We start from the raw sequence: 14,102 nt of genomic DNA on the forward strand, positions 1-14,102 counted from the left end.
GTCCCAGCGAGGTTTTCCTGGACCATGGCGGCAAACTCGAAGGCCAAGCCCGCCTCGACGAAAGCAGGTGGGCGCGGTCAGATGGGCGCGCAAATTTCCAGCACCCTGGTGAGGCAAGCACCTCAATGATGTCGATCATAATCTTCGTCGTCAAGATCTTTGATTGCGATTGACATCAATGAAGGCTATAGGCTTCACTGCTGGCCTATCTACACAGATCTTGAAGATGAAAGTCACTAAAGCGCGGGGGAACGCTATCGAGGCGGTCATGCGCCCAGTCGATCCCGACAACAGGGCCGATTCAATTGACGGAGCACAGCATGAAGTACACATCATTTGGAAAGACCGGTTTGCAGGTTTCACAGGTGGCGCTCGGCACGGGCAACTTCGGCACAGGCTGGGGTTATGGCGCCGATCCCGACGCCAGCAAAGCTGTGTTCAACGCTTATGCCGAAGCTGGCGGCAACTTCATCGATTCGGCTGACGTCTACCAATTCGGGCAATCCGAAGAACTGCTCGGTACATTGCTGGAAGGGCGGCGTGAGGATTTTGTGCTCGCCACCAAGTTCAGCAGTGGCGCAGTGCAGAATGCGAACCGACTGGTCACCGGCAACAGCCGTAAGGCCATGGTGGCTTCCGTGGAGGCAAGCCTGAAACGGCTCAAAACCGATCGGATTGATATTTACTGGGCGCATCACCCGGATGGCACCACGCCCCTTGAGGAAATCGTCCGAGGCTTCGAGGACCTGGCGCGTGCCGGCAAGATCCTGTACGCGGGCCTGTCGAACTTCCCCGCCTGGCGCCTCGCCCGTGCGGTCACGTTGGCCGAACTGTCCCATGCCGTTCCGATTGCGGCTGCACAATTCGAACATAGCTTGGTGCATCGCGAGCCCGAGGCCGATTTGTTCAAGGCATCGCATGCGCTCGGTCTCGGCATCGTGACGTGGTCGCCCCTGGGGGGCGGTATGTTGACCGGAAAGTACCGGCAAGGTGAAAAGGGGCGTGCTGAAGGGTTCGCAGGGCGTGTGTTCCAGCCGGAGAACTCGGCACAGCGCACGCAGACGCTGGACGCGGTAGTCGCTATAGCGGGTGAACACGGCGTCAGCCCGGGCCAGGTTGCCATTGCTTGGGCAGGCACGCATGGTGCGGTTCCCATTATCGGCCCGCGCTCACTTGGCCAACTTACCGATAACCTTGGAGCGCTGACACTGCAGCTCTCTGCGGAGCAAATTGGTCGACTTGATAGCGTGAGTGACCTGGCGCCGTCGGCAGTAGCCAGGGTACCTGTTGCTTGGGCTGACGGCGCTCCAGAGCGTGTCGTTGCCTGACCTGTGAAGGTGCAATGCGAACGCGCGGTCAATGAGGGTTAAGCCTGGAGTCACTGCGAGGACGAAACAAGCCAAGCTGACGACGCGGGTTTCGGCTATCGGCATGTTCTCGCATCAATCTATGGCTCGTGCTGGGTACGCGGTCAAGTTATGCCGTCGATCAAAATATGCCGTTGTCCCCGACTGCACTGCTCGATCCGCGCCTCAACCTGGTACACCTCGCGCAGCATGCGTTCGGTGATCACCTCATGACTCGCGCCGCTGCCTTGGGCGGTGCCGTCGGCAATCACCAATACCTGGTCGGCAAAGCGCAACGCCTGGTTCAGGTCATGCAGGGCAATAAACACGATGACCTGCTGTTGGCGGGCCAGTGCGCCCATGAAGTTCAACACTTGCACCTGGCGATGCATGTCGAGGGCGCTGGTGGGTTCGTCCATCAGCAGGACTTCCGGTTCGCGCACCAAGGTCTGGGCGATGGACACCAGTTGCTGCTGGCCGCCGCTGAGTTCGCCGAGGTTGCGAAAGGACAAGTCGCTGATGCCAAGGGCCTCGAGCATTTCGTCGACCAGGTTCAACTCGTCATCGTGGACGGTCCATTGCGGCGACAGTTGCTTGCGGGCCAGGAGTACCGATTCGTAGACCGTCAACCGCGCACTGGCATTCAAGCCCTGGGGCATGTAGCAGATGCCCTGCCGGCCCTTTTTCGAGTCCTGCAGGATCACCTGTCCAGGCCCGTCGATCAGCCCGGCCATGCGTTTGAACAAGGTGGACTTGCCCGCCGCATTGGGCCCCACCACCGCGACCACCTGGCCGCCGGTGAACGCGGCGGTGGTAACGCCACGGATGATCGTGCGCTGGCCATAGCGGGCACCCAGGTCTTGCAGCTGAATCTTCACCATGTGTTTTTCTTCCCGCTGAGGATCAGTGATATGAAGAACGGCACGCCGATCAGCGAAGTGACCACCCCGATCGGGAAGATGGCGCCGGGGATCAGGGTTTTGCTCACCACTGAACTGGCGGACAGAATCAGTGCGCCGGTCAGCAGCGAGGCCGGAAGGAAGAAGCGTTGGTCCTCGCCGATCAACATCCGCGCAATATGCGGGCCGACCAGCCCGATAAAGCCGATGGTGCCCACAAAGGCCACGGGGAACGAGGCGAGCAGGCTGACCATGATCAGCGTCTGAAAACGCAGGCTGCGTACGTTGATCCCGAAGCTGGCGGCCTTGTCGTCCCCCAGTCGCAGTGCGGTCAGGGCCCAGGCGCGCTTGGCAAAGATCGGCAGGGTGATCACGATCACCAGGCAGATCACCCCGAGTTTGGGCCAGGTGGCTTTGGTCAGGCTGCCCATGGTCCAGAACACCACGGCCGCCACGGCTTGCTCGGTGGCGAAAAACTGCACCAGGGCCAATAACGCGTTAAACGTGAAGACCAGGGCAATACCCAATAGCACGATGGTTTCCGCGGTGACCCCGCGACGCATGCTCAGGAAGTGAATCAGCAACGCCGACAGCATGGCCATGATGAACGCGTTGACCGGCACCATGTACTGCGCCGCCAACGGAAACAGCGCCACACCAAACGCCAGCCCCATGGCTGCACCAAAACTGGCGGCGGCGGAAATGCCCAAGGTGAAGGGGCTGGCCAGCGGGTTATTGAGGATGGTCTGCATCTGCGCGCCGGCCAGTGACAACGCCGCACCCACGGCAACGGCCATCAGGGCGATCGGCAGGCGGATGTCCCACATCACCACGCGAACCTGTGCCGGCGCACTGTCCGGCGCAAACAGTGCACCGAGTACTTCATTGAAGCTGTAGCGCGCCGGCCCCAGGGCCAGGTCAAGCAGCACACTGCACAACAGCAGCAAGAGCAGGCCACCGAGGATCAGGCGTTTGCGCAGCACCAGGGCCCGGTAGGTGTCGCGTTGGATCACGGCACTCATGGCTTGAGGCTCACGAAGTAACCCGGCTCATAGGGCACCGGCAGGAATCGCTCGTGCAATTCGCGAAACGAGGCTTCAGGGTCCAGGTCGGTAAACAGTGTCGGATGAAACCACTTGGCCAACTGCTGGATGGCCACGAACTGATAAGGGCTGTTGTAGAACTGGTGCCAGATGGCATGGAACGCCTGGTCATCCTGCGCCTTGATCCCGGCATAGGCCGGGCGTTGGGTATACCAGGCCAGTTTGCGCCGGGCTTGGGCCATGTCGGCACCGGGCCCCACCCCGACCCAGTGGCCACCGGGGGCAAAGGCTTCCCAGTTGGCACTGGTGACCACCACCTGTTCCGGGTTGGCGACGATCACTTGCTCGGGATTCAGCTGGCCAAAGGTGGTGGGAATAACGCCTCTGGCGATGTTATTGCCCCCCGCCATATCGACGAACAGACCGAAGTTTTCATTGCCGAAACTCAGGCAGCAATCGTCGGTGTAGCCACCGATACGCTCGATGAACACGCTGGGGCGCGAAGGGTGTTGCGCGGTGATCACGTCGGTGACGCGGCGGATCTGCTGGTTGCGAAAGTCGATAAACGCTTCGGCACGCGCCTCTTTGCCGAACAACTGGCCGAACAGGCGCATGGTCGGTTCGGTGTTCTGCATCGGGTGGTTGCGAAAGTCGACGTACACCACTGGAATCCCCAGGGCATCGAGCTTTTCGATATAGCGGGCGTCCTCGGTCGCGTGCTGGGCCTCGATATTGAGGATGATCACGTCCGGGCGCTGGGAGATGGCCTGCTCGATATCGAAGGTGCCGTCTTCAAAGCCGCCAAAGGTGGGGATTTTGGCGATGGCGGGAAATTTACGCAGGTAAGCGCCATAGGTGTCCGGGTCGGACTGGATCAGGTCCTTGCGCCAGCCGACGATTCGCTCGATGGGGTTTTGCGTATCCAGCGCGGCAACCAGGTACAACTGACGGCCTTCCCCGAGAATCACCCGCCGGACCGGCAGGTGCACCTTGACCTGGCGCCCGAGCAAATCGGTGACGGTGCTGCGTGGTGCCTGCGGCTCGGCGGCCGTCGACGGCAGAGCCCATCCCAACAAACCCGCAAGCAGCAGCCCGGCGAAGGCGTGGCTGCGTCGAACAATGGTAACCATGGTTAAAGCCTTTGCAGTGGTCGGGCCGGGTGGCGGTGCAGCTTGCCGTGCCGGGCCGAAGGTTTCAGAAATCGACCGTGGTCGACAGTAGAAGGGTGCGTGGCGAGCCTTGAGAGAACGCACCATAGGAAGCGACCCCCGACCAATACTCACGGTCGAACACGTTCTGTACCGTGGCGCGAAAGGTCGTCGGCCGCTGGGCGATGCGCGTGCTGTAGCGCACGCCCATGTCGAAGCGGGTCCAGGGGTCCAACTGCTGGGTGTTGGCCTGGTTCACATATTGGCTGCCGGTGTACAACGCCCCGCTGGTTAGCGTCAGCCCCTCGACCCAGGGCACGTCCCACTCGGCCCAGAGGTTGGCTTGCACCTTCGGCACCCCCACTGGGGTGTTGCCCCGGTTGGCCGCAACCGCGCTTTTGGTCAGTTGCGCATCCAGCAGCGTCACCCCGCCCAGCAGGCGTGTGCCTTGGCCGGCCTCACCGGATACGTTCAGCTCCAGGCCGCGGTTGCGCTGTTCGCCTTGTACCGCAAAGGTGGTACCTGACAGCTCGCCACTGGGTTTGGTGATCTGGAACAGCGCGAGTGTGGACATGACCGTGCCGTAGTCGAGCTTGACCCCCACCTCATGCTGGCGTGAGACGTAGGGGGCAAAGATCTGGCCCGCGTTCGAGGCCGTGGCGGGGGCGATATCGCCTTTGCTCAAGCCTTCCAGGTAGTTGTAGTAGAACGACACATGCTCCCAGGGCCGGACAACTGCGCCGAACAGCGGCGTGGTCCTGCCGTCGTCGTAAGCCGTGGTCACCGTACCCGCCGCGTCGTAGTTGTTGGAGCGGATGGTCTGTTTGCGCAGGCCGGCCGTCACCTGCAGGCGCTGATCGAGCATCGACAAGGTGTCGGCAACGGCGACGCCGGACAATTCGGTCGCCGAGACTTTCGGCGTGGCAGGCGTAGCAATGTCGGCCTCGGGTCGTGAGACAGGGTGGTAAATGTTCGACAGGATCGGCGGGCCGGAAATAATGCCGCGCGACAACTCGTCGCGATAGCGCGTCACTTGCAGCGTGGTGCTGTGGCTGATCGGCCCGGTGTCGAAACGCAGTCGGGCACCGCTGTCGACCGTGTAGCGCCGGACCTTGAATTTGTAATAGCCGGGGATCGACGAGGTGTCGCCGGCGGTGTTGATGATGGTCGGGGTCTGGTCGGAAAGGCGTGCCACGTTCGACTTCCCACCGCCGGCATGGGCAAACAGGGTCAGTGCGTCGCTCACGTCATACTCGCCACCCAGCAATGCCGACTCGTCGCGGGTCTTGGACCAGCCCCACGCCTGGCTGACGTTGGTACGCCCGTTGGCGGCGTGGGGAATCGGCACGCCGGGCGCGATCAGGAAGGGCCGTGACGCCGCGTCGAATTGCTCTTGCTGGTTGATCAGGTCCAGGCTGGTGCGCAGGCGATCGCCCTGGTAATCCAGGGCGATGGCACTGACCCCGACATCCCGCGATTGCTTGTCGATGACAGTGTCACCCTGCTGCACGCGGCCGTTGACGCGCATGCCGAATCGCCGGTCCTCACCAAACCGCCGACTCAGGTCGATATGGGTGCCCAGTTGTCGGTCCTGGGCATAGGTGGCCGTGACGCGGGTCAGGTCCTCGTCCAGGGCGCGCTTGGGGACCACGTTGATCACGCCACCGACGGCGCTGTTGGGGGACATGCCGTAGAGGAGGGCGCCAGGGCCTTTGACCACTTCGATGCGTTCGGCGTAGTCGGTGAATACCCGGTAATTGGAGGCCACGCCGTACACACCGTCGAACGCCAGTTCCCCGAGGTTGCCTTCGCCCACCGGAAAGCCGCGGATAAAGAATGAGTCGACGATCCCTCCCGTCTGGCCGGTGGAGCGGACCGAAGAGTCGCGCTCCAGCACGTCGCCCACGGTGGTCGCCTGCTGGTCTTTGATCAATGACGCGGTATAGGTGCTGATGCTGAACGGCGCGTCCATCACATCCGTATTGCCCAGCAGGCCGAGACGCCCGCCCTCGGCCACCTGGCCGCCCGGGTACACCGGCGGCAGGCTATCGGTGTGTTTTTGCGCCGCCTCCACCGTGGTCGCCGACAGCGTCAGCCGGCGCAGTACCAGGGTGTAGCTGCCATCGCTGCGCAACACCATCTCCAGGCCGCTGCCTTCGAGCAAACGCGTGACGGCTTCCTGCGTGGAGTAGGTGCCGTTCAGTTCGGGGCTGATCAGGCCCTCCGTGATCGACGGCTGGAAAGACAGGGCAATACCGGCGTCCACGGCAAAGCTTGAGAGCGTCGCGCCGAGCGGGCCGGGGGCAATGTGGTAGGCCTGCACAGCGACTGAGTCCAATTGGGCCGGTGCATCCGCCAACGCCACCGGGCACATGGCTCCGGCCAGCAGCAGGCTGAGCACAACGCCGTGCACCATCGGTTTGAGCGGACGAGCCGGACGCAGGGGCCGTGCTACGAGCATGAAAGGATGACCCATGGACGAGAGGAAAAGGCTGTTCCTGTCTTTGCCAGTCGAGATCGAAAAAAGTATCACCCCGGCCGCCGTTTATTTTTGCGTGAGAGTCAGGCGGGCGACAGGGTGACCCAGTAACCGCGCAAATGACTGTTCGCCAGCACGGGATAAGTGTGCACCAGCATGCTCAAGGTGCGATCGGTATCACTGATCGGAAAGGCCCCGGAAATGCGCAAGTCGGCGATGGCCGGATCACAGCGCAGGAAACCTCGGCGGTAGCGCGTCAGTTCCGCGACGAAATCCGCCAGGCGCATCTTGTCGGCCATCAACATGCCTTGGGTCCATGAACCGATGTAGCGATCGGTCGGCGCCAGGTCACCAAAGGTCTGTGAGGAGAAGTCGGTGCGCTGCCCTGCATTGACGATCAGCGGCGGGGTCTGGCGGTTATCGGCCAATATCACCCGCACCGCGCCGTCGATGACCGCAAGATGGGTGCGGGGGCTGACTTCACGCACGGTAAACCGTGTGCCCAGCGCCTGCATGCTTCCCTGGCGGGTGCTGATCAGGAACGGCCGGGGCAGGGGGGCGGTGTCCACGGCGGTCTGCACCAGGATTTCGCCCTCGCGCAGGTGAATAAGCCGTTGACGGTCGTCGAATACGACGTCGATGGCGGTGGCGGTGTTCAGGGTGATACGTGAGCCATCGGCCAGGGTCAGTTCGCGGCGTTGGCCAACGTCGGTGCGATAGTCCGCTGACCATTGCTGCGATTGCGCCAGCTTCCAGCTCCCCCAACCCGCGGGCGCCAGCGCCAGCAGGATCGCCAGCTTGCCCAGTGCTGCACGACGTTCAGGGCTGTCTGGCCGGTCCAGCGCCGACATCGCCAGGGCGGGCGGCAGGCCGCCGAACTTGCTCTGCAGCAATTGCGCACGGGACCAGGCGCGATCCCGCTCCGGGCTGCTGACCTTCCAGCGCTCCCATTCGGCGCGCTCGTGCTCGCTCAGTTCGCGTTCGCTCAAGCGCATCAGCCACTCGGCGGCTTCTTCGAGTACCTGCGGGTCCAGCGGCGGCTCCTTGCGCAGACCGAGCATTCACTCCACCAGCATCAGGCACTGTACGAAGGCCTGTTTCATGTAGCGCTTGACGGTGATCAGCGATACACCCAGTTGCTCGGCGATGTCGTCGTACTTGAGGCCGTTGATCTGCGACAGCAGGAAGGCGCGCTTGACCAAGGGCGCCAGGGTATCGAGCATGGCGTCGATTTCGTGCAGGGTTTCCAGCACCATGAAGTGCGCCTCGGGCGACGGCGCTTCGTGGGTGGGTACGTTCGCCAGCGCATCCAGGTAGGCGCGTTCGAGTGCCTTGCGCTGGTACCAGTTGACCAGGATGCCCTTGGCCACGCAGCTCAGGTACGCCCGTGGCTGGTCAATCACCGTGACTTGTGAGGCGAGGATCCGGGTGAAGGTGTCCTGCGCCAGATCCGCCGCATCCATGGCGTTACCCAGTTTTCTCTTCAGCGTGGCATACAGCCAGCCGTGATGCCCGCTGTACAGGGCCTCGATGGCGCGCAGGTGATTGAGATGATTTGCGGAAGAGATTTCGCTCATGGCGGCAGATTTGTTTGTAATTGAGAAGTATTCCCAATGCTAGTTGACAAACCAGCTTGAGCGCAAGCGCCATCGTGTCCCGTGATCAGGCGTGTGACAGGCGTATCAAGGCGTCAATCAGCAAATCGATTTCAGCTTCGGTGTTGTAAGCGTGAACCGATGCACGGCTGACCTCAAGCAAGCCCCGCTGCTGCATGTCGAGCAGGGTCGAGCCTGCTGTCGAAGTGCTCACGTTGATGCGTTTGGGTTGCGCTGCGAGCCACTGCTGCACCTGTGGGGCGCTGTGGTGGCGATGACTGAAGGTGACGATGCCGGACTTTACAGGGCCCAGGTCCTGCGAGGTGATACCCGCCACGTCGGTCAGTCGATGGCGTAAGTAACCCGCCAGGTGCTGGATGCGCTGCCATATCGGTTCGATACCCTGCGCCAACGCATACTCCGCTGCGGCCCCCAGGCCCAGCTTGGCCGCAACATTGCATTCCCAATTTTCAAAACGTCGCGCATCCGCACGAATTTCAAAGCTGTCTGCCGTGAGCAAGGACGCCGCATGCAGGTCCAGAAAAACCGGCTCCAGGCGTTGGCACAGGGATTGTTCTACGTACAGGAACCCCACGCCCCTCGGCCCGCGCAGGTATTTTCGACTGGTGGCGGCGAGCATATGGCAGCCGATCTTTTGCACATCGATCGGCACCTGGCCCACTCCCTGGCAAGCGTCCAGCAGGAACAACACACCCGCCGCCCGGGCGAGGGCACCGATCTGCTCGACGGGTTGCACAGGCCCGCCGTTGGTGGCGATCATCGGCAGCGATACCAGGGCGACGCGCTCGTCTTCAAGCATGGCCGCCAAGGCTGCGAGGCACACCTGGCCGTGTTCATCGTTGGGGATGATCCGGATCTCGATCCCGCGCTGCTGCCTCAATTGCAGGTATGGGATGTAGTTGCCGGCGTATTCGGTCATGGAGGTCAGCACGGCGTCGCCGGGCTTGAGCGCCAGTGAATAGAAGGCCATGTCCCAGGCTCGGGTGGCGTTTTCGACCACTGCGATTTCAGTGGGGTGCGCATTGATCAGGCGCCCGACGGCGGTGTAGACATTGTCCAGTTCAGGCGCGCATCGGGCGGCCGCTTCATACCCGCCGAGGCGGGCTTCCTGTTGCAGGTGCCCGGTCATGACCTGGACCACCGGCTCAGGCATCAGCGCCGCACCGGCATTATTGAAATGGATCAGATGCTCGACACCCGGTGTATCGGCACGCAGTTGTTCAATGTTCAAACCCTTACTCCTTGTTCAGTCGCTGCCTGCAACGCCATTGGACGGCGCGGACACCGACCAGTACCGCAGCGCGACCATGGGAATCAGCGCCACTGCATAGGCCAGGCACACGAAAAGATAGGTGTATTGCAGGCCGTAGACCTGGCTCAGCAAGCCACCGATGGAGATGCCGGCAATCGAGGCGAACTGCGCAGTGCTTTGGGCAATACCCAGTACGTAGCCTTGTCGCGAGCTGTCGGCGGTTTTCGAGACCAACGCCATCAGCACGGGGGTGGTCGCCCCTAGCAGCACCCCCCAAATGAAGTAGGCGACGATAAATACCACGGCGCTGCGCGTTACGCCCGCCACGGCGGTCAGGGCGATGCAGCCCATGACGACATATGTGATGCGTTGCAGGGTTTCTGCCTGGGAACGATGCTCGAAGTAGCGCGACCATGCCGTTGCCGACAGGATGAAGCCCAGCGCCAGCAACCCGTAGCACAAGCCGACGACGGAGTTGTTGACCTCGAACGTCGAGCTCACATACAGCGAGAACGAGGTCTGCGGCAGCATGCGCGCGAGCAGCAGGATGCCCATGACGCACAGCAGCGACAGCAGCGGAGAGCTGCGCCATACGCTGTCGGTGCCTGCGACCGGCGTGCGGGTGGCCACCGTCGGCTTTTTTGGTACGGGAGGCACATCCGGCAAGGTCACGGCGGCGATGACGGTACAGAGTGCACAGAGCACCGAGGCGACGATGTTGATCCAGAAAAACGTCGCGTAATCGAGGATCAGGCCGCCTACGACCGCACCGAGCAGTGAGCCGACATTGGTCGATATCTGCAGGATCGCGAATAACCGCGCCCGCCGCGACGGCGCTTCGATACTGACCCCGTAAGCCTGCGCCGGGGCTATATAGCCGGCAAAGGCGCCCTGCAGAAAACGCAGGACCAGGATGACCCAGATGTCACTGAAAAAGGCCAGCCCGAGCTGGGTCAGGGACAACCCCGCGAGTGCGCGGATCATCATCAGCTTGTGGCCGTAGCGATCGCCGATACGGCCCCAGAATGCACTGGTCAGCATGATGCCCAGCATCGGCCCGACGTACACGGCGATGCTGGCGAAGCTGAATACCGACTCCGAGGACGCCAGCCCGCGCAGGTGCACGGGCCAGAACGGCCCGCTCATTTCCATCGCGCCCATGGAGACCAGCTGGATCGCGAACAGAAGATAAATGAGGATTCTTACACGCGAACCCTGGATGGCACCTGCTTGGGACATGAGACGGCCTCAGTGATTAAACGGCAGCTAGCGGGTTGGTCAGGGTGTGCTGCAAACGATAGTTGGAATACTGCATCAAATGCATGCGCAGTAACGAACGGGTAGGCCATGGATCCTCGACAAAGGCCTGGCGCTCGACCTCCCACACCTGCGGCGAGACCCGCTCGCGCACGGCGGCAAAGGCGTTTTCGGTTTCCTCGCGCAATATTGCCCACAAACGTGTGTTGTCCATGCCGTACTCCTTGGTCAGCCACAGGGCCATTTCATGCAAGTGGGTGAGGAACGCGGCGTCCAGTACAAACATGCGCACCGGCTCGATATCGCCGCTAAATACCGTAGGCAGAATGCCAGGCTGCACATGCGGCTGTAACGTATAACCGCGTTCTTCCAGCAGGGGGGCGTAGGTTCTGCCATCGCCAAAATCGCGGATCAGCAGGCTGCGCGGCACGCCATCGGGTGAGAACAGCACCATGGTGTTCTGCTGGTGCGCTTCGAGCCCGATACCGTACAGCAGATAGATTGCCACCACGGGGTGGGTGACGACCTTGGCATAGTGGCGAAACCACTGTTCTACGCTGGCGGCGTCGGCACGCACCCCGTCGCGTTCGATCAGGTCGGTAAACAGCGGCCGACCGCTGCCCGGTAAACGGGTGAACAACGAAGCCACCGTGATCGGCAGACGCTCATCGCTGCGTTCGAACGCTTGCCGGCTGGCACGAAACACCACGGACAGGTGTTTTCCCGGTACGTCGTCCTGGGTGATTGCGTGGCGGTAGCGCACGCCGATTTCTTCCGGGAAGATTTCCAGTTGCTGGTCGAAACCGTTTTCGGCTTCCAGGATTTGCGTGATCACTGTGCTGATGCGCGGCCCCATATGGATCGACTTGGCTTGCAGGCTGCGCAACTCGCTGGTCATCCACAACGCGATGGGCAATTTGATCAGCGGTGCAGCGTGGTCCAGGACCGGCATCATCGTGCGGTATGACATGGTCGGCAGCGTCTGAATATCCGGCCCCTCAGTGATCAGCAGGCCTTCTTCGATTTCCGCAGCAAACGTCTTGAGCACATAGGCCTGCAAGTGCCAGGCATGAATCGGCAGGGGCAGCCATTGCGTTTCATCCAGGCCTTTGGCGTTGAGCGCCGCTTTCCATTGCTCCCAGTGTGCCGGGAAATTGCTGGCGAACCAGGCGTGGTAGTTGGTCACGTGAGGCATGCTTTCGCTTTTGGCCATGTCGGCACGCAAGGCGGCTATCCGCAGGGGCACCTGGGCGTTGAACTCCGGAGACAGTTGCTCGACCTCAGCGTCATTCAGCCCGGGGCGGGCTTTCCAGGTCGGGTAGTAGGGGTGGCCTTCCAGCGAGCCCCACTGATCCAGCAAGATCGCGGCGTCCTTGGTGCTTGCATGCCGACGCAGGTAATCGGTGAGGCTGCTGAGGCCCTGGCGTTGAGCGGCCTGCGCCAGGCGCGCGTTCCAGTGTTGGCGGAACTGACGTGCGTGGGCGTCGTTCAGCAGGCTGTTTTCCATATCCGACTTGAGACCGGCCACACCTTCGTCGCTGGGCTCGAAGTCGAAACTGTCGCGCAGTACATCCAGCAGGTCCTGATGGCGGGTGATCACCTGGCGCACGCCTTCGGCCGTCAGTAGCACCACGTCGCCGTCATTGACCAGCGTGTCGGCCGGGCCCAGCGCAATCTCGGAGAAAAACAGCTGCGCGCCGTTCTGCTTGAGCGGGTAGGTGGCCTGCTGGCCGTCGTGGGTAAACGCCAGCGCCGAACGATCCAGGATATTTTCCGCAAACAAGCAACGAATCAGCCGGCGCAGGGCGTTCTTGCGGGAGTAGGCGATCAAGGTGTTGAGGTCATCCATATCAGCTCTCTGCTCGTTGAGTCATTCATTAAAAGGGTTATGCCGTGCGAGGCCATTGGCTCGGGAAGTAATCCAGCGCCGAGTCGCGCAGGCCTTGCATGTAGGCAACGCTCCAGTGCAGGACTTCTTCGATATAGGGCACTTTCAGTTCAAAACGCCTGGCCATTTCCACCAGCAGCACCAGGCCATAGGCGACGTCTTCGTTGAACGCACGGCTCTCACGCTCGATCACATACCCGGCGCGGTTATCACCGGCTGGCACCATGGGCGCGAGGATGTCGTTGTAGGCCTGGTTGGTGCGCAGAATGGACAACATGCTGCTCTGGTCGCGAATCTGATCGCCGTACGCCTCGACGATTTCCTGTTTCAAGGATTTGACGGACGACAGGTCGACGCCCATGCGCGCACTGATGACCGCGCACAGTTCCTGGCTTTCCTGATCCATGCGTTCCAGGAAGTAGGCGCCCAGTTCGGGGCACTCCGTCCACCAGCACAGGCGCTGGGGAAAGATCTTGCGGTGCCATTGCCCGTAGGGGCCGATCAACCCGTAGATCACCGAGCTGTGCATGATCGGGTTACCGGGCGTCAGGGTGATCTCCAGGTAGTGATCGAGCAGCGTGACGCAAGGGCCGTAGAGGCGTGTGAGGATGTCGTGCAAGTGCTGGCGCGACACCTGGGATTCGCGGGCATGGGTCGCGACATATAACTGGCTTTTGCCGCCGCCCATTTTTATCGACCTACCGGGGGTGAGATCGAAGGCGGTATGAGGTACGTCCTTCATGCCCCAGATCACCAGGTTCGGGTGGTTTGCCAGTGTGGCCTCGGCCAGCCAGTCGAACCCGCAGAAGCCCGGAATCGCACCGATGTACACCGGTTTGCTCGTGCTCAAGTGCGGCGCGATGGCCTGCAGGGTTTTGGCACGGGCATGGGCTGGCACCGTGATGATGACGATGTCGGCGTCTTCGACGGCGGGCCTGGCCTCGGCGGTCACCCGATCCAGCCGGGCGTTCAATGTGGAGCCGTCCGGCAGCAGGGCCTGGAGCGGCACCTGCCGCGTGTGGTGGTCGACGACTTCCAGGTTGCTGGTCAGCAGCGAAACCTGGACGTCAGGCAGTTGCTTGAACAGAATGGCGTTGAGATGACCTGTTCGGCCACCGCCGCAAATGGCGACTTTCAGCGGTTTCATTCAGAGGCGCTCCTTGGTCGAAAGAGG

The 14,102-nt window shown here is 61.9% G+C and carries 11 protein-coding genes; 1 reads left to right on the forward strand and 10 read right to left on the reverse strand.

Annotated features, from left to right (window positions below):
• The first annotated feature begins 320 nt into the window (after positions 1–320).
• A complete protein-coding gene (locus tag BLW22_RS09230; protein WP_065926090.1) occupies positions 321–1,328 on the forward strand; it encodes an aldo/keto reductase in 1,008 nt (335 codons plus the stop codon).
• A gap of 143 nt (positions 1,329–1,471) precedes the next feature.
• On the opposite strand, the gene BLW22_RS09235 is transcribed toward BLW22_RS09230, so the two are convergent.
• The 10 genes from BLW22_RS09235 to BLW22_RS09280 all read right to left on the reverse strand — a co-directional run bounded on the left by BLW22_RS09235 (position 1,472) and on the right by BLW22_RS09280 (position 14,075).
• Positions 1,472–2,227 carry an ABC transporter ATP-binding protein gene (locus tag BLW22_RS09235; RefSeq protein WP_065926091.1) on the reverse strand — a complete coding sequence of 252 codons (756 nt, stop codon included), beginning with the start codon at positions 2,225–2,227 and terminating at the stop codon, positions 1,472–1,474.
• A complete protein-coding gene (locus BLW22_RS09240; RefSeq protein ID WP_065926092.1) occupies positions 2,221–3,267 on the reverse strand; it encodes a FecCD family ABC transporter permease in 1,047 nt (348 codons plus the stop codon). The genes BLW22_RS09235 and BLW22_RS09240 overlap by 7 nt, the downstream gene beginning before the upstream one ends.
• Complete coding sequence (locus BLW22_RS09245) at positions 3,264–4,418, reverse strand: ABC transporter substrate-binding protein (protein ID WP_074845733.1); 1,155 nt, start codon at positions 4,416–4,418, stop codon at positions 3,264–3,266. Before BLW22_RS09245 ends, BLW22_RS09240 begins: the two co-directional genes overlap by 4 nt.
• Positions 4,419–4,482: 64 nt before the next feature.
• A complete protein-coding gene (locus tag BLW22_RS09250) occupies positions 4,483–6,897 on the reverse strand; it encodes a TonB-dependent receptor (protein ID WP_074845736.1) in 2,415 nt (804 codons plus the stop codon).
• A gap of 101 nt (positions 6,898–6,998) precedes the next feature.
• Positions 6,999–7,976, reverse strand: a complete 978-nt coding sequence (locus BLW22_RS09255) for a FecR domain-containing protein (protein WP_065939571.1) — start codon at positions 7,974–7,976, stop codon at positions 6,999–7,001.
• Positions 7,977–8,492: a sigma-70 family RNA polymerase sigma factor gene (locus BLW22_RS09260; RefSeq protein WP_065926096.1), complete on the reverse strand. Its 516-nt coding sequence runs from the start codon at positions 8,490–8,492 to the stop codon at positions 7,977–7,979.
• An 85-nt stretch (positions 8,493–8,577) separates the two neighbouring features.
• Positions 8,578–9,762 carry an aminotransferase class V-fold PLP-dependent enzyme gene (locus BLW22_RS09265; protein WP_065926097.1) on the reverse strand — a complete coding sequence of 395 codons (1,185 nt, stop codon included), beginning with the start codon at positions 9,760–9,762 and terminating at the stop codon, positions 8,578–8,580.
• Between the two features lie 15 nt (positions 9,763–9,777).
• Positions 9,778–11,022 carry an MFS transporter gene (locus BLW22_RS09270; RefSeq protein WP_065926098.1) on the reverse strand — a complete coding sequence of 415 codons (1,245 nt, stop codon included), beginning with the start codon at positions 11,020–11,022 and terminating at the stop codon, positions 9,778–9,780.
• Positions 11,023–11,038: 16 nt separating this feature from the next.
• Positions 11,039–12,889 (reverse strand): IucA/IucC family protein, encoded by a 1,851-nt coding sequence (locus tag BLW22_RS09275; RefSeq protein WP_065926099.1) that lies wholly within the window; start codon positions 12,887–12,889, stop codon positions 11,039–11,041.
• 37 nt (positions 12,890–12,926) lie between these two features.
• Positions 12,927–14,075 (reverse strand): NAD/NADP-dependent octopine/nopaline dehydrogenase family protein, encoded by a 1,149-nt coding sequence (locus BLW22_RS09280; RefSeq protein WP_065926100.1) that lies wholly within the window; start codon positions 14,073–14,075, stop codon positions 12,927–12,929.
• Between the last annotated feature and the right edge of the window lie 27 nt (positions 14,076–14,102).

The sequence above is a fragment of the Pseudomonas marginalis genome, assembly GCF_900105325.1.
Classification (GTDB): Bacteria; Pseudomonadota; Gammaproteobacteria; order Pseudomonadales; family Pseudomonadaceae; genus Aquipseudomonas; species Aquipseudomonas marginalis.